Source organism: Kitasatospora sp. NPDC088783 (assembly GCF_044750705.1).
Classification (GTDB): domain Bacteria; phylum Actinomycetota; class Actinomycetes; order Streptomycetales; family Streptomycetaceae; genus Kitasatospora; species Kitasatospora fiedleri.
In genome coordinates this window covers 302,089-318,007 of the sequence record NZ_JBIVKJ010000003.1, presented here as the reverse complement: position 1 = coordinate 318,007, position 15,919 = coordinate 302,089, and the positions used below count along the sequence as shown (strand labels likewise).

Annotated in this window: 12 protein-coding genes; 7 read left to right on the top strand and 5 right to left on the bottom strand. The window is 76.1% G+C overall.

What is annotated here, in order from left to right; all coding sequences use genetic code 11:
• Window positions 1-126 precede the first annotated feature (126 nt).
• Entirely contained in the window at window positions 127-2,886 is a 2,760-nt protein-coding gene (locus tag ACIP60_RS09915; RefSeq protein ID WP_400682018.1) for a DEAD/DEAH box helicase, read from the bottom strand.
• Window positions 2,887-3,461: 575 nt separating this feature from the next.
• On the opposite strand from ACIP60_RS09915, the gene ACIP60_RS09910 reads away from it, so the two are divergent.
• Complete coding sequence (locus tag ACIP60_RS09910) at window positions 3,462-4,187, top strand: ferritin-like fold-containing protein (protein ID WP_400682017.1); 726 nt, start codon at window positions 3,462-3,464, stop codon at window positions 4,185-4,187.
• Window positions 4,188-4,208: 21 nt separating this feature from the next.
• On the opposite strand, the gene ACIP60_RS09905 is transcribed toward ACIP60_RS09910, so the two are convergent.
• From ACIP60_RS09905 to ACIP60_RS09895, 3 genes are all read right to left on the bottom strand, one after another.
• Window positions 4,209-4,478, bottom strand: a complete 270-nt coding sequence (locus tag ACIP60_RS09905; protein ID WP_400682016.1) for a hypothetical protein — start codon at window positions 4,476-4,478, stop codon at window positions 4,209-4,211.
• A 119-nt stretch (window positions 4,479-4,597) separates the two neighbouring features.
• Window positions 4,598-4,825, bottom strand: a complete 228-nt coding sequence (locus ACIP60_RS09900) for a DUF3107 domain-containing protein (RefSeq protein WP_033251447.1) — start codon at window positions 4,823-4,825, stop codon at window positions 4,598-4,600.
• 141 nt (window positions 4,826-4,966) lie between these two features.
• Window positions 4,967-5,635: a TetR/AcrR family transcriptional regulator gene (locus ACIP60_RS09895; RefSeq protein ID WP_400682015.1), complete on the bottom strand. Its 669-nt coding sequence runs from the start codon at window positions 5,633-5,635 to the stop codon at window positions 4,967-4,969.
• A 298-nt stretch (window positions 5,636-5,933) separates the two neighbouring features.
• On the opposite strand from ACIP60_RS09895, the gene ACIP60_RS09890 reads away from it, so the two are divergent.
• From ACIP60_RS09890 to moeZ, 5 genes are all read left to right on the top strand, one after another.
• The gene (locus ACIP60_RS09890; RefSeq protein WP_400682013.1) at window positions 5,934-6,797 is read left to right on the top strand and encodes an alpha/beta fold hydrolase; all 864 of its coding nucleotides are present in this window, start codon (window positions 5,934-5,936) and stop codon (window positions 6,795-6,797) included.
• 318 nt (window positions 6,798-7,115) lie between these two features.
• Window positions 7,116-8,735, top strand: coding sequence for a DUF3492 domain-containing protein (locus ACIP60_RS09885; protein ID WP_400682011.1), 1,620 nt, complete (start codon window positions 7,116-7,118; stop codon window positions 8,733-8,735).
• On the top strand, window positions 8,732-9,790 hold the full coding sequence (locus ACIP60_RS09880) for a hypothetical protein (RefSeq protein ID WP_400682010.1): 1,059 nt from the start codon (window positions 8,732-8,734) through the stop codon (window positions 9,788-9,790). Before ACIP60_RS09885 ends, ACIP60_RS09880 begins: the two co-directional genes overlap by 4 nt.
• Before the next feature lie 352 nt (window positions 9,791-10,142).
• Window positions 10,143-11,087: an NAD(P)-dependent oxidoreductase gene (locus ACIP60_RS09875; protein WP_100836458.1), complete on the top strand. Its 945-nt coding sequence runs from the start codon at window positions 10,143-10,145 to the stop codon at window positions 11,085-11,087.
• 160 nt (window positions 11,088-11,247) lie between these two features.
• On the top strand, window positions 11,248-12,426 hold the full coding sequence (gene moeZ / locus ACIP60_RS09870; RefSeq protein WP_400682007.1) for an adenylyltransferase/sulfurtransferase MoeZ: 1,179 nt from the start codon (window positions 11,248-11,250) through the stop codon (window positions 12,424-12,426).
• Between the two features lie 104 nt (window positions 12,427-12,530).
• On the opposite strand, the gene ACIP60_RS09865 is transcribed toward moeZ, so the two are convergent.
• Window positions 12,531-15,338: a lysylphosphatidylglycerol synthase domain-containing protein gene (locus ACIP60_RS09865; protein ID WP_400682004.1), complete on the bottom strand. Its 2,808-nt coding sequence runs from the start codon at window positions 15,336-15,338 to the stop codon at window positions 12,531-12,533.
• A gap of 133 nt (window positions 15,339-15,471) precedes the next feature.
• On the opposite strand from ACIP60_RS09865, the gene ACIP60_RS09860 reads away from it, so the two are divergent.
• Window positions 15,472-15,810: an MGMT family protein gene (locus ACIP60_RS09860; RefSeq protein ID WP_400682001.1), complete on the top strand. Its 339-nt coding sequence runs from the start codon at window positions 15,472-15,474 to the stop codon at window positions 15,808-15,810.
• Window positions 15,811-15,919 lie beyond the last annotated feature (109 nt).

The window sequence follows — 15,919 nt, the reverse complement described above, 5'->3', positions numbered from 1 at the left end:
TACGGCGGCGGGACGGCGACGGGACGGCGGGCGCGAGCGGGAACCCGCGGGGCGCGGGAACGCCGCAGGGGAGGGGCGGCCTGTGCGGCCGGCCCTCCCCTGCGGGGTGGTGCGGTTGCTTCCCGACTACTTCTCGACGGCCTTCCGGGTCCGGCGCGGGGCCGGGATCTCCTCGGCGGTGGTGGCCGTGGCCTTCTTGACGGCCCGCTTCCGGGGAGCCGGAGCCTCTTCGGCCGCGGGGACCGCCTCGACGGCGGCGACGGCCTTCTTCACGGCCCGCTTGCGCGGCGCCGGGGCGGCGGCCTCCTCGGCCGGGGCGGCCGTGGCCTTCTTGGCGGCCCGCTTGCGCGGCGCCGGCGCCTCCTCGGCGGCAGGGGCCGCCTCGACGGCGGCGGCCGCCTTCTTGGTGGTGCGCTTGCGCGGCGCCGGGGTGTCCGTCTCCTCGGTGACGGCGGCGACGGCCTTCTTGGCGGCCCGCTTCCGGGGAGCCGGGGCTTCCTCGGCGCCGGGGGCCTCGACGGCGGCGGCCGCCTTCTTGGTGACCCGCTTGCGCGGAGCCGGCGCCTCCTCGACGGCGGCCGGGGCCTCGGTGGTGGCCGGGGTCTCGGCGGGGGCCGGGGTGTCGACGGTGGTGGTGGCCTTGCGCACGGCCCGGCGACGCGGGGCCGGGGCGGCTGCCACCTCTGCGGCGGGCGCCTCGACGGCGGCCGGAGCCGCCACCGGAGCCTCGGCGGGGGCCTGGGGCTCGATGGTGGTGGTGGCCTTGCGCACGGCCCGGCGGCGCGGGGCCGGGGCGGCTGCCACCTCGGCGGCCGGGGCCTCGGTGGTGGCCGGGGTCTCGGCGGGGGCCGGGGTGTCGACGCTGGTGGTGGCCTTGCGCACGGCCCGACGGCGCGGGGCCGGAGCGGCTGCCACGTCGGCGGCCGGGGCCTCGACGACGGCCGGAGCCGCGGCCGGGGTCGCGACCGGAGCCGCGACGGCGGCCGGGGCCGCCACCGGGGCCGCGGCGGGGGCCCGCTTGGCGGTCCGCTTGCGCGAGGCCGGGGCGCTCGCCGACTCCTCGGGGGAGCTCACCAGGGAGGTGATCGGCTTGCGGACGGCCCGCTGCTGCGGCTTCCGGGAGCGGATCACGGGCTCGGCGGCGACCGGCGCCTCGACGGCGGCGGGTGCCTCCGCGGTGGCGGGCGCCGCGGCGACGGCGGTGGTCTCGGCCACCGGCTCCGCCCGGTGGGCGCGCTTGCGCGGGGTGCGGGCGGGCGCCTCGACGGGGGCGGCCTCGACGGCCGGAGCCACCGGAGCGGCCACGGCCTCGGCGGTCTCCACCGCCACCTCCGCCGCCTCCACGGTCTCCGCGGACGCGGACGCGCCGCCCCGGCGGTTGCGGTTGCGGCGGCGCGAGCTGCGGCCCTCCACCGGGACGGCCGCGGGGCCGGTGCCGGTGGCGGCGGGCTGCTGCTGCTCGACGGCCTGGGTCTCGGGGGCCACGGCGCCGACGGCGTCGACCGCGCCGCTGCCGCCACGGGTGCGGCGGCGCTCGCGGGAGCGGCGGGACGGCCGCTCGGCGGGAGCCGGGGTCTCGGGGGCGGCGCTCCGCCCACCGCGGACGTCCCGGCCCTCCCGGCTGTCCCGAGCGTCCCGGCTGTCCCGGCCGTCCTTGGCGTCCCGCCCGCCGCGACCGCGCTGGCCGCGTCCGCCGGTCTCGCCGAGGTCCTCGACCTCCTCGGCGGCCAGGCCGGCCCGGGTGCGCTCGGAGCGCGGCAGGACGCCCTTGGTGCCGGGGGCGATGCGCAGCAGCTCGTACAGGTGCGGCGAGCTGGAGTAGGTCTCCTCCGGGTCGTTGAACGGCAGGTCCAGCGCCTTGTTGATGAGCTGCCAGCGCGGGATGTCGTCCCAGTCGACGAGGGTGACGGCGGTGCCCGAGGCGCCGGCCCGGCCGGTGCGGCCGATCCGGTGCAGGTAGGTCTTCTCGTCGTCGGTGCACTGGTAGTTGATGACGTGCGTGACGCCCTCGACGTCGATGCCGCGGGCGGCGACGTCGGTGCAGACCAGGACGTCGACCTTGCCGTTGCGGAAGGCGCGCAGCGCCTGCTCGCGGGCGCCCTGGCCGAGGTCGCCGTGCACCGCGCCGGCCGCGAAGCCGCGCTTGGTGAGCTGCTCGGCGACGTCGGCGGCGGTGCGCTTGGTGCGGCAGAAGATCATCGCCAGGCCGCGGCCGTCGGCCTGGAGGATCCGGGAGACCATCTCGACCTTGTCGAGCGAGTGCGCGCGGAAGATGTGCTGCTCGATGTTGGCGACGGTGGTGCCGGTGTCGTCCGGCGCGGCGGCCCGGATGTGGGTGGGCTGGCTCATGTACCGGCGGGCCAGCGAGATGACCTGGCCGGGCATGGTGGCCGAGAAGAGCAGGGTCTGCCGCTTGGCGGGCAGCATGGTGATGATCTTCTCGACGTCCGGCAGGAAGCCGAGGTCGAGCATCTCGTCGGCCTCGTCCAGGACCAGCGCGCGGACCTTGGACAGGTCGAGCTTGCGCTGCCCGGCCAGGTCGAGCAGGCGGCCGGGGGTGCCGACCACGATGTCGACGCCCTTCTTCAGGGCCTCGACCTGCGGCTCGTACGCGCGGCCGCCGTAGACGGCCAGGACGCGGACGTCGCGGACCTTGCCGGCGGTCTGGAGGTCGTTGGTGACCTGGGTGCACAGCTCGCGGGTGGGCACCACGATGAGTGCCTGCGGGCCGTCGGAGAGCTGCTCGGCGGTGGCCCGGCCGGCGGCGACGTCGGCCTTGACCACGACCCGCTCGATCAGCGGGAGGCCGAAGCCGAGGGTCTTGCCGGTGCCGGTCTTGGCCTGGCCGATGACGTCGTGGCCGCTCAGCGCGACCGGCAGGGTCATCTCCTGGATCGGGAAGGGGTGGACGATGCCGACGGCCTCCAGGGCCTCGACGGTCTCCGGGAGGATCCCGAGGTCCCGGAAGGTCTGCTTGACGGGTTCAGTGGTGGTGGACAGGGTGCTGCCTCTTCCGTGTGGAGGGCCGAGTCCGACGCGTCCTGCCGTGCCCGGGCAGCCCCGTGCGGGGCGTGACGGGCGGGCGGCGCGGGGGAGGGCGTCCCGGTGACGGGTCGTGCGGCGCGCTGTCGGCGCGATCCGCGGCGGCCCTCGCTCGGCCTGATGCGGTGCCTGGGCCCGAGGCTCGGGCCAGGTCGGAGCCGATCGGGTCTCCGACCGGGCATCCGCGTACGTGAGCGCCGGGTGCTGCACCGGGCGGCGGGACGCCGCCGGGCGCGACTGGGAGCGGCCTGCCGTTGGACGGACGGGCCGCGCCGGTCTACACCTGGCCTCACCACCTACCATACAGTCAAGCGACGACTCGAACACGTGACGGCGGCTACTCCGACCGGCCGCGCCCGGGTGGCGGGGCGCCCGGCGGGCGGATCCGGCGGGCGGGCGGGAGCACTAAGGTCGTCGGCATGGAGACTCAGGAACCCGGTGAGGGCCCCACCGACTCGATCGGCCCCTGGGCGGCCCGGGCCGCCGACCCGCAGTACCGGGCGGCCGTGCTGGACCTGCTCGGCGCCCTCGCGTACGGCGAGCTGAGCGCCTTCGAGCGGCTGGCCGAGGATGCCAAGTTCGCGCCCGGCATCACCGAGAAGGCCGCGCTGGCCCGGATGGCCTCCGCCGAGTACCAGCACTTCCAGCTGCTGCACGACCGGCTGGCCGAGGTCGGCGCCGACCCGGTCGCGGTGATGGAGCCGTTCGTCGAGCCGCTGGAGAACTTCCACCGGATGACCGCCCCGTCCGACTGGCTGGAGGGCCTGGTCAAGGCGTACGTCGGCGACGCGATCGCCACCGACTTCTACCGCGAGGTGGCCGTCCGGCTCGACGACGACACCCGGGACCTGGTGCTGCGGGTGATGTCCGACACCGGGCACGCCGAGTTCGCGGTCGAGCGGGTGCGGCAGGCGATCGCCGAGGACCGGCGGGTCGGCGGGCGGCTGGCGCTGTGGGGGCGGCGGCTGATGGGCGAGGCGCTCAGCCAGGCGCAGCGGGTGGTCGCCGAGCGCGACGCGCTGTCCAACCTGCTGGTCGGCGGGGCCGAGGTGCGCGGCTTCGACCTGGTCGAGGTCGGCAAGATGTTCAACCGGATCACCGAGACCCACACCAGGCGGATGGCGGCGCTGGGCCTGGCCTCCTGAGCGGGCGGCGCCCCCGGCCGCTCAGCCGTGCCGGTGCCGGCCGCGGGGCAGCAGGTCCGGCCGGGCGGGCAGCGACACCAGCAGCACCGCCGCCGCGGCGGAGAGCAGCAGCTGCACCGGCGGCAGCTGCCCGTCCATCACGTAGCCGCTGATCCGGCCGCCCAGCACCGCGGCCACCAGCGCGGTGCCGACGGGCAGCGCGCGCGGGCCCGGGAACAGCTCGGGCCGGACCATGAGGGCGCCGAAACCGACGGCCAGTCCGATCAGCGCGAACGCGGTCGTCTCCCACACGGCTGCCTCCCGGGGCGTTCGATGCTGCGGCAGCACTCCGCCTACCCGCCCTCGCCCGCCGGTACGCACAGCACGGCGCCCCGTCCCCCGGGCGGGGGACGGGGCGCCGTGACGCGGGCTCAGAGCGTGCCGAAACCGACCTTGCGGACGGACGGCTCGCCGATCTCGACGTACGCGAGCCGCTCGGAGGGCACCAGCACCCGGCGGCCGTGCTCGTCGACCAGGGTGAACAGCTTGCTGGTGCCGTCCAGGGCCTTGGCGACCGCGTCCGCGACCTCTTCGGCAGATTGCGCGCTCTCCAGGACGATCTCCCGGTTCGCGTTCTGCACCCCGATCTTGACCTCCACGGCTTCCGTCCCTCCGGTAGCTGGCCGCGCGCCCCCGACCGCGGTTCGCGGTGGGCGCGCCCTACGGGCATCACCTTAAGGCAGCAACCCGGCCGGGAGGCGAAGGTCGGGGGCCGGTCCGCTCAGGGCCGAATCCGGCGGTCAGTCGGACTGCTCGGCCGAACCGTCCTGGGAACCCTCCTGGGAGGGGTGCATCGGGAAGCCCTTCAGGCCGCGCCAGGCCAGGCTGGCGACCAGCCGGACGGCCTCCTCGCGCGGGATCTCGCCGTCCTGGGTGAGCCAGTACCGGGCGGTGATCTGGGCCAGGCCGCAGACGCCGACCGCGAGCAGCTTGGCCTCGGCCTCGGGCAGGTCGGTGTCCTCGGCGATCACCTTGGAGACCAGGGTCGCGCTCAGGTCGGTGGCCCGGTCGACCCGCTCGCGCACCGCCGGGTCGTTGGTCAGGTCCGACTCGAAGACCAGCCGGAACGCGCCGGACTCGCTGGAGACGTAGTGGAAGTACGCCTCCATGGTGGCGGCGACCCGCTGCTTGTTGTCGTTGGTCGCCTCCAGGGCGGCCCGGGTGCCGTCGACCAGCGCGTCGCAGTGCTTGTCGAGCAGCGCGAGGTAGAGCTCCAGCTTGCCCGGGAAGTGCTGGTAGAGCACCGGCTTGCTGACGCCGGCCCGCTCGGCGATGTCGTCCATGGCGGCGGCGTGGTAGCCCTGGGCGACGAACACCTCCTGGGCGGCTCCGAGCAGTTGTTCACGGCGGGCGCTTCGCGGCAGGCGGGCACCGCGCGGGCGCTCCTGCGCCTCTTGGATGGCCGTCACGGCGCTCCTCACTTCTCACTTCACGGTCCGCGGTGGGACTGGACAGGTGATTGATTCTACTTTTCGGTAACCCGCGCGTGCGCGGGTGAAGCCGAGTAAAGCGCACAACCGCCCTTGTCGGGAGCCCACAATACGACCCGGACCTGGACTGTCCACAGGTCGAGACGGGCTCGTGACGGGGGCAGTACGGCCCCGTGACCGGCCGTGGTGACCGGTCCCCGTCACTACCATCGTGCTCCATGAGCGCCTCCCAGCACCCCCTCGCCGCCCTGGAGCCGCACCGCACCGCACCGTCCGGGTGCCCGGAGCGGAGCTGGCCGTCAGCCGACACTGCGAACCCCGGGAGGGCCTGCCGCCCGCCCTGTTCGTGCACGGGCTCGGCGGCTCCGCCGACAACTGGCTCGAACTCCTCGACCAGCTCGCCGACGACGTCGACGGCGAGGCCGTGGACCTGCCCGGCTTCGGCCACTCCGCCCCGCCGCTGGACGGCAACCTGACCCTCTCCGGGCACGTCCGGGCGGTCATCGGGTACCTGGAGGAGACCGGGCGCGGGCCGGTCCACCTGCTCGGCAACTCGCTCGGCGGCGCGGTCGCCGTCCGGCTCGCCGCGCTCCGGCCCGACCTGGTGCGCAGCCTCACCCTGATCTCCCCGGCGCTGCCCGAGCTGCCCCCGCAGCGCACCGCCTGGTCCACCGGCCTGCTGGCCCTGCCCGGCGTCGCCGAGCTGATCCGCCGCCGCAGCCGCGGCGCCGACCCGGAGAGCGCCACCGCCGACCTGCTGCGCCTGGTCTACGGCGACCCGGCCGGCATCCCCGCCCACCGCCGGGCCCGGGCGGTCGACGAGTACCGCCGCCGCGCCGCCCTCCCCTACTCCCTGGGCGCGCTGACCGGGTCCGCGCGCGGCATCGTCAGCGCCTACACCGAGCGCGGCGGGCAGGCGCTGTGGCGGCAGGCCGAGCAGGTCACCGCGCCGGTCCTGCTGGTCTACGGGCTCAGGGACAAGCTGGTCTCCTACCGCTCCGCCCGGCGGGCCTGCGCCGCGTTCCGGGACGCCCGGCTGCTGGTGCTGCCCGACTCCGGGCACGTCGCGATGCTGGAGCACCCCGAGCCGGTCGCCCGCGCGGTGCGGGAGCTGCTCGCGGAGGCCGACGGGCGCGGCTGAGCGCCGACCGGCGGGGCCGCGCCCGGCGCACGCGGGGCGCACCGGGCGCGCGGAACGCGGCGGAAGGCCGAAAACGGAACGGGGACGCGCGAGGTCACGGGCGTTCACTCGATGGTGTGGCAAGCCGGGCCGGGCCCCTAGGGGGCCCGGCCCGGCGCTCTACCGTCGTGTTGTCGGACCGAACAGGTGTGGGGGGCGAGACGGCGAGGGCGGCGGCCGCGGGGAGCGGACACCGGCCGGACGGCCGTCGAGCACGGACGCACTCCCCTGTGTCGTAGGGCCGCGAACCCAGTCGAAACGCTCTGCTCTGGAGGCGTCGTGCGCATCGCTCTGCTCACCGAGGGCACCCTCACCACCGCACAGCGTGGCGGAGGGGGCTGGTGCGGCCGCCTGGTCGACGGCCTGCCCGAGCACGAGTTCCGGCTCTACCGGCTGCTGCCCGCCGACCGCCAGGCCCCGCCCAGCGGCGTCCGCGGCCTGCACGGCGTCCACGAACTGCCGATGTGGGGCCGCCGCCCCGCCGGGCGCGGACCGACCGCGCTGCGCCGCCGGGCGTACCTCAAGGCGTACGAGGAACTCGTCCGCGCCCTGGTGATGCCCGGCGAGCGGGCCGGGTTCGGGCCCGCGCTGTACCGGCTGGCTGCGCTCGGCCGGGAGGACGAGGCGCTGCCCGCGTTCCTCGCCTCCGGCCACGCGCACCGCGTCCTGGAGCGGACCTGGCGGATGCCCGGCGCCGACACCGCCGGCGGCCAGCCGCTGGTCTGCGACGTGCTGGTCGCCGCCGACCTGCTGGAGCAGTGCCTGCGGCCGCTGTCCGTGCCCTGGTACGGCACCGGCCCGGCCGGGCTCGGCGGCGCCGACCTGTGCCACGTGGTCGGGGGCGGACCGGCCGCGCTGCCCGCGCTGGTCGCCCGCGACCTGCACGGCGTCCCGTTCGTGGTCACCGAGCACGGCCTGCACCTGCGCGAGCAGTACCGCGGCTACCGCAGCGCCCCCTACCGCTGGCCGGTGCGGGCCCTGCTGCTGTCCTTCTTCCGGCAGCTCACCGAGGAGACCTACCGGCAGGCCGCCGTGCTCACCCCCGGCAGCGAGTACGACCGGCGGTGGCAGCAGCGCTGCGGCGGCGACCCGGCCCGCACCCGGATCGTCCACGAGGGCACCACCGCCACCACCCGGCCCGCCGCCGGGGCCGAGCCCGAGGCGCCGACGCTGGTCTGGGCCGGCGCGCTGGAGCCCGGCCGCGACCCCGAACTGATGCTGCACGCCTTCGCCCGGGTCCGGGCCGAACTGCCCGCCGCCAGACTCCGGATGTACGGCGAGGAGGGCGCGCCCGGCTACCTCGCGCACTGCACCGCGATCGCCGGGCGGCTCGGCGTCGCGGACGCCGTCGAGTTCGCCGGACGGCCCGGGACGTCCGCCGAGGCGTGGGAGTCCGGCAGCGCCGTGGTGTTCAGCGCGCTCGCCCAGCGCAGCCCCCGTCCGCTCGCCGACGCCATGCTCAGCGGCCGGGCGGTGGTCGCCACCGAGGTCGGCGTCGCCCGCGAGGTGCTCGGCCCCACCGGACTGCTGGTGCCGCCGCGCAGCCCGCGCGCCCTCGCCGCGGCCTGCCTGGCCCTGCTCACCGACCACGAACGGCGCTCCCGGCTCGGCCTGGCCGGCCGGCTGCGGGCGCAGGAACGCTTCGCCGTGGAACCCGTGGTCGGCGCGTTCCGCGAGGTCTACCTCGACCTGGTCTCCCGCTACCCCGCCTTCCCGGCCCGCCCCGGCGCCCCGGTCCGGCCGTTCGCCCGCCCCGCCGAGTACTGGGTGGCCGGGGCCAACGGCGGGGAGACCCCGCTGCCGACCGTGCCGTCCGTGCCGGTCGTGCCGACCCCGGCCGCGCGGCCCGAGCGACCCGCGCGGGCCGCCGCCGGACCCGCCCTCGCGGAGGCACTGTGACCGGCACACCCGCCGACCCCGTCCGCGAACTCCTGGACGCCAACCGGGACTTGTGCGAGCAGGCGGTCGACCCGCTGGAGATCGCCGCCGCCCTGGAGGACTCCGGCCTGGCCGCCGACGGCGCCACCCGCTACCGGCACGCCGACGTGTTCGGCCTCGCCGAGGAGCTGTACGCCCGGGTGCCCCGCCGCCCGCCCGCCCGCGAACCGCTCCCGCCCGCCGCACCGCTGCGCACCCTGCCGCTCACCGCCCTGCGCACCGCCGCCGCCCACCTGCTGCCGCTGCTGCCCGCGACCACGCTCGGCGGGGTGCCCGGCGGGGCGCTGGCGGTGCTGCTCGGCGCGGGCGCGGGGGCCGCGCTGGCGGAGCGGCCGGACGGTGGGCCGGGGCGGCGGAAGGGGCGGGGCCGGGGCCGGGGTGGCCGGGGGCCGGACGACGGCGGCCCGGACGACGGCCGGGGCCTGACCGGCCGGGAGCGGGGCGGCGGTGGCGAGCCGGACCGGGAGCCGGCGCGGGGCGCGTTCCCGTGGGCCGCGCTCGGACAGGGCGCCGGGACCGGGCTGCTGCTGGCGCTGCTCGCCGCCGCCGCGCCCGGGGCCGCGCCCGCCGCCGCGTTCGGCGCGGCGGGGGCCGGATGGGCGGCGGCCTGGCTGCGCCGGTTCGGTCAGCGGCAGGGCGGGGCCGCCACGCTGGGGGAGTTCCGCTCCCGGCTGCGGTTCGCGCTGCCGCTGGCCGTGCTGGCGCAGCTGGCCGTCCTCGCCGCGCTCGGCTGGGCCCTCGCCGACGGCGCGCCCGCCACCGGCCCGGCCGCGCTGCTGGTGCTCGGCGTCCTGCCGCTGCTGGCCGCCGTGGTCCGCGACGCGGGCCGCCCGGGCACCGCCGCGGTCGCGGTCCTCACCGCCGCCGCCGGGGCCGCCGTCCTGGCCCTGCCCGGCCCCGCGCACTGGCTGGACGCCTCCCCGTCCGGCGGCCTCTCGGCCGCGGCCCTCGGGCCCGCCCTGCTGCTGGCCGGCCGCGCCTGGCCCCCGTCCACGAGGCCGGGGGCGTACCGGTGAGGGCCGTTCCGGCGGCGGGCGGCCCCGCCGGGGCCGCGACCGGCGGCCGGGCCCGGAAGCGGTCGGGGGCCCGGCGTGGGGCCGCGGTCCCGGGCCGGGAGCCGTGGGGCGCCCGTCGTGGGGCCGGTGCGGCCGGTCGGGCCCGGGCCGCGCGGCTTCGGGCGGCGGCTGTCGGCCGGGCCCGGGTCGTCGCCGTCGTCCGGGCCCGGCGGTCGTCGGGTGCCGGTGATCCGGCTGCCCGGGCCGCGCGGCTTCGGGCGGTGCGCGCTCCGGGGCGGTGGGCCGGCCGGTGTGTCGATCAGATCTCGTTCCGCCCGGCGGTCGCCGGGCCTGAGGGAAGGACTTGGACCCGATGAGGGTGCTGCTGCTGGGGGCCGACGGGTTCATCGGCCGGCGGGTGGCCGATCGGCTGCTGGCGGAGGAGGGGCTTCAGGTGACCGTGCTGGGCCGGGGCGATTCCGCCGACATCCGGTTCGACCTGGCCGCGGGGAGTCCGGGCGCGCTGGCCCGGTTCCTGGACGCGGTCGCCGCGCAGGTGGTGATCAACTGCGCGGGTGCCACGTACGGGACGTCGCGGACCCTGATCCGGTCCAACACGCTCGCGGTGGCCACGGTCTGCGAGGCGATCCGGCGCAGCCGGGAGCCGGCCCGGCTGGTGCACGTGGGCTCGGCGGCCGAGTACGGTCCGGCGCAGCCGGGCGGGCCGATCCCGGAGAGCGCGGAGCCGCGTCCGGTCGGTCCGTACGGGGTGTCGAAGCTGGCGGGCACCGAGCTGGTGCTGAACTCGGGGCTGGACGCGCTGGTGCTGCGGGTGTTCGACGTGGTCGGGCCGGGGGCGCCGACGGCCTCGCTGTTCGGGCGGCTGGCGGAGGGCCTGCGGCGGGCGCTGGAGCAGGAGGAGAGCCAGGTGCGGATGCCGGACCTGTCCGGCTACCGGGACTTCGTGGACGTCCGGGACGTGGCCCGGGCGATCCAGGCGGCGGCGGTCTCGGCCGCCACCGGGGTGATCAACATCGGCTCCGGCCACGCCGTCCGGGCCCGGGACGCGGCGCACCTGCTGGTGCGGGCGTCCGGCTTCGAGGGCACCGTCACCGAGGACGCCCGGCAGGTGGTGCTGCCCGCGCAGCAGGCGGGCGCGGAGGGGCTGCGGGCCGCGGAGGCGCGGGCGGTGGTGGAGCCGGTGCAGTGGCGGCAGGCGGACGTCCGGACCGCCCGGGACCGTCTCGGATGGCGGACGCAGGTGCCGCTGGAGGAGTCCCTCGGGGACGTCTGGCTGGAGACCGCCTGCCGGGTGTGAACCGGAACGGCCGGGCCTGACCAGGGGGTTGGCCCGGGGAGCCGAGGTCTCGGCATCCGGTGCGGCGCATCTCACCCACTGGACCCGCTGTCTTGGAATACCCCGGGCACGTGACACTGTTGGCGTAGTCGAACAGAACCTGACGACCATCGGAGTCCCCGTGTCGCTGCCACCCCTGGTCGAGCCCGCCGCCGAGCTCACCGTCGAAGAGGTCCGCCGGTACTCCCGCCACCTGATCATCCCCGACGTGGGCATGGACGGGCAGAAGCGGCTGAAGAACGCCAAGGTGCTGTGCGTCGGCGCCGGCGGCCTCGGGTCCCCGGCCCTGATGTACATGGCCGCGGCCGGTGTCGGCACCCTCGGCATCGTCGAGTTCGACACGGTCGACGAGTCGAACCTGCAGCGCCAGATCATCCACGGCCAGTCCGACATCGGCCGGTCCAAGGCCGAGTCCGCGCGCGACTCGGTCAAGGAGATCAACCCGCTGGTCGAGGTGGTCCTGCACGAGGAGCGCCTGGACAACGACAACGTGATGGAGATCTTCTCCGGCTACGACCTGATCGTCGACGGCACGGACAACTTCGCCACCCGGTACCTGGTGAACGACGCCGCGGTGCTGCTCGGCAAGCCGTACGTCTGGGGTTCGATCTACCGCTTCGACGGCCAGGCCAGCGTGTTCTGGGCCGAGCACGGCCCCTGCTACCGCTGCCTCTACCCGGAAGCCCCGCCGCCGGGCATGGTCCCGTCCTGCGCCGAGGGCGGCGTGCTGGGCGTGCTGTGCGCCTCGATCGGCTCGATCCAGGTCAACGAGGCCATCAAGCTGCTGGCCGGGATCGGCGAGCCGCTGGTCGGCCGGCTGATGATCTACGACGCCCTGGAGATGCAGTACCGCTCGGTGAAGGTCCGCAAGGACCCGAACTGCGCCGTCTGCGGCGAGAACCCGACGGTCACCGAGCTGATCGACTACGAGTCGTTCTGCGGCGTGGTCTCGGAGGAGGCCAGCGCGGCGGCGGTCGGCTCGACGATCACCTCCAAGCAGCTCAAGGAGTGGATCGACAACGGCGAGCCGATCGACATCATCGACGTCCGCGAGGTCAACGAGTACGAGATCGTCAGCATCCCGGGCGCCCGCCTGATCCCGAAGAACGAGTTCCTGATGGGCAACGCCCTCCAGGACCTGCCGCAGGACAGGCGCATCGTGCTGCACTGCAAGACCGGCGTGCGCTCCGCCGAGGTCCTCGCGGTCCTCAAGTCCGCGGGCTTCGCGGACGCGGTGCACCTGGGCGGCGGCGTGATCGGCTGGGTCAACCAGATCGAGCCGGAGAAGCCCGTCTACTGACGGGCCCGTGCCCTCCGCGCGACCGCCCGGTCGGGGATGCCGTCCCCGGCCGGGCGGTTCCGTGCGTCCAGGGGCCCTCCGGGTCCCGCAAAGGGGCCGGGGTCCTAGAGGGCGTTCCTGCGGTGCAGGACGTTGTAGGCGACCCAGCCCGGGATGACCGGGAGCCAGAAGGTGAGCAGCCGGTAGAGGAAGACCGCCGGGGTGGCCGCGGTGGCGGGGACGCCGGCCACGGTCAGGGCGGTGATCAGGGCGATCTCGACCGGGCCGATGCCGCCCGGGGTGGGGATCGCGGAGCCGGCCGCGTTCGCGGTGAGGAAGACCACGGCCACGGCCGCGTAGGTGACGTTGGCGCCGCCGCCGAACGCGTGCACGGAGGCGTCCAGGCAGGCGGTGAAGGAGAGCGTCAGCAGGAGGATGCCGCCGAAGCCGGTGATCAGCTTGCGGGGGGTCTGCATCAGGTCGAGCATCCGCGGGATCACGCCGAACAGCAGGGAGCGGACCCGGGTCACCACGAAGCGGCGCAGCGGGCCGACCGCGGCCACCACCAGGGCCAGCACGGCCGCGGTGAGGACGCCGATGATGACGGCCCGGGAGGCGCCGAGGTCGCCGTTGGTCTGGGAGCCGGTGATCAGGCCGAAGGCGAACAGCAGCAGCAGGTGGCCGCCGAGGCCGGCCAGCTGGGAGGCGCCGACCGAGGCGACGGCCTGGACCGGGCGGATGCCGGCCTTCTGCAGGTAGCGGGTGTTCAGGGCGATGCCGCCGACCGCCGCCGGGGCGACCAGCTTCACGAAGGAGCCGGCCAGCTGGGCGGCGACGGTGCGCCAGAACGGGAGCTTCTCCGGGACGAAGCCGGTCAGGCTCATCGCGGCGGCCACGTACGAGAACGCCGAGGCGGCCAGCGCGACCGAGGCCCAGGCCCAGTTCATCTGGGAGACCTTGAACTGGTCCGGCCGGATGGTGGTCAGGGCCAGGTAGGCGGCGAAGGTGAGCGCCACCACCATGATCAGTGTCTTGGGCTTGAGGCGCTCCAGCTTGGCGGGCTCCAGCGGGGCCTCCGGGGCGATCTGCAGGATCTGCGCCCGGATCCGGGCCAGCAGGTCCTCGCCGGCCTGGGCGATGTCCTCCTCGGCCTGCTGCTGGGTGCGCTCCCCGGCGGCGACCTGCCGGAGGGCCAGCGCCTGGGCGGCGGCCTTGCGCTCCTTGGTCATCCGCTGGAGGTCGCCGCGGGTCTGCCGGCTCAGGCCGACGGGCTGCAGCAGCGGCAGCGCCTCGGCGATCCGGGTCGGGCCGAGGACGGCGGTGGCGACGGCCACCGCGCGCTCCGGGCCGATCCGCAGGGCGAAGGTGGTGATCAGCTGGGCGACGTCGATGCGCAGGGTCAGGTCGCCGGCCGCGATGTCGCCGCCGGAGAGGTTGACCAGGCAGCCGGTCTGCTCGTCGACCACCAGCAGCGACTCGCCGGTGAGCCGGCGGTGCGCGATCCGGCGCTCGTGCAGGGTGGCCACGGACTTCCAGAACGAGGCCATCACCGCGTCGGTGACCTCCGCGTCGGCCAGGTCGTCCAGCGTCCGCCCGGCCACGTTCTCGTAGACCAGGATCGCGGCGTCCGGGCCCAGCTCGGAGGTGGCGACCAGCTGCGGGGCGCGGGCCCCGGAGGCGGCCGCCGCGTACGCGATCAGGGCCTCCTGCTCCAGCGCCTGGCGCAGTGACTGGGGGCTGCGGCGGACCGCGACGGAGCGCAGCCGCAGCCGCCGCCAGGCGCGGTAGAAGAAGCCGGACGCCTGCTGCTCGCGGTCGATGATGTGCACGTCCAGCAGCGGGCCGGTCTGCTGGGTGACCAGGTAGCGGCGGGTGCCGCCGGGCGCGGGCGGGGCCAGGTGCGCGGCGGACGGGACGAAGCCGACCTTGCGCAGGCCGATCATCAGGTGCTGCCCGGTGGGGCGGATGTTCGGCGAGCCGATCGCGTACAGCGTGCCGTACGCCACCGACCAGCCGATCAGGACGGTCAGCACCAGGGAGAGCGGGGTGGTGTTGCCGTTGATCAGCTCGGCGGCGCCGGAGAGGATCACCACCACCCACAGGGCGACCCGCCAGCGCGGGCGGCTCGACATGCCGACCGCCGTCATGTAGGCGATCACCGGCGCCAGGTAGCCGTGCACCGGGTCGGTGAGCGTGTCGCTGCCGGGGGAGCTCTGGGTCAGCGCGTTGCGGATCTCCTCGGGCGCGCTGGCGGCCACCCACCAGTCGACGCCCAGCGAGACGCCGTACGCCAGCACCGAGGCGAGCACGCCGTCGGCGACCCGCAGGCCGTCGCGTTTGATCAGCCGCTCGACGGCGAAGGCCAGCGGCACGGTCAGCACCGCGACCGAGGACACCAGCGCGGAGATCTTGGACAGCACGCCGGGGATGCGGTTGGCGTTGACCGTGATGTCGTTCTCGATGCCGGTGGTGGTGGAGACCGCCACCTGCGCCAGCACGAACACCGCGATGATGCCGAACAGCCCGGCCAGGAAGCGCAGCAGGTCGGACGGCCGGTGCGCGCGCGGGGCGAGCAGCGGCTCGTCGACGGCCAGGTACTCGCCGGCCGGCTCCTCGGCGGGCTGGTCCTCGCCCGGGCCGTAGGGGCCGTCCGCCCCGCCGGGGCCGTAGGGCTCGTCCGGCGGCCCGTCCGGTCCGTAGGGCTCGTCCGGCGGCCCGTCCGGTCCGTAGGGCTCGTCCGGCCCGTCCGGCGGCCGGTCCGGCCCGCCGTCCGGCGGCAGCTGTGCGGCCACCGCTTCCTCCCCCGTGTGGTGCGCGTCCCGTGCCCGGTGGCGCAGGTCGACCGGTGGGGCGGCGGGGCCCCGCGCGGCGGAACCGTCGGTGGCGGGCTGCTCGGAGCCCTCGTCCACGTTCAATTCCGCCGTCCCGGTCATCTGGTCTTCGTCCTGGTGTGTCGCACTGCCCCGAAGATGCTGCCATGCCCGCCACCCGGGCGCGGTCCAGGGGCGGCATCCCGCGCGCCGGGTCGCCCGCACGGGGTGCTGGAAATCGACCGGATGGGGAAGAATGCGTCGGATGACCGAGCCCGAGGACGTCCCCGAGATCCCGCCGTACGCCGAGGCCGTGCTCGACCTCGCCGAGCGCATCCCGCCCGGCCGGGTGATGACGTACGGGGACGTCGCCGAGTACCTGGGCCGCGGCGGTCCCCGGCAGGTCGGCCGGGTGATGGCGCTGTACGGGGCGCCGGTGCCCTGGTGGCGGGTGATCCGGGCGGACGGGCGGCCGCTGCCCGGCCACGAGCACCGGGCGCTGCCCGAGTACCGGTCCGAGGGCACCCCGCTGCGCACCGTCGGCGGCGAGCCGCGGGTCGACCTGCGGGCCGCCCGCTGGGACGGAGGGGTCTGACCGGGAGAGGTGCGCCGGAGGGGTCTGTGGGTGCAGGATCGTAGGCTCGTCGGGCGAGCCCGCCTCCCGGCCCGCCGCCGAACCGCCCGAACCGCCTGAACCGCCTGAA

Excerpts from the sequence above, each read along its gene's own strand:
- ACIP60_RS09865 (WP_400682004.1), bottom strand. The coding sequence starts at position 15,338 with ATGACCGGGACGGCGGAATTGAACGTGGACGAGGGCTCCGAGCAGCCC.
- ACIP60_RS09860 (WP_400682001.1), top strand. The coding sequence starts at position 15,472 with ATGCGTCGGATGACCGAGCCCGAGGACGTCCCCGAGATCCCGCCGTAC.
- ACIP60_RS09875 (WP_100836458.1), top strand. The coding sequence starts at position 10,143 with ATGAGGGTGCTGCTGCTGGGGGCCGACGGGTTCATCGGCCGGCGGGTG.
- ACIP60_RS09915 (WP_400682018.1), bottom strand. The coding sequence starts at position 2,886 with ATGACCCTGCCGGTCGCGCTGAGCGGCCACGACGTCATCGGCCAGGCC.
- ACIP60_RS09910 (WP_400682017.1), top strand. The coding sequence starts at position 3,462 with ATGGAGACTCAGGAACCCGGTGAGGGCCCCACCGACTCGATCGGCCCC.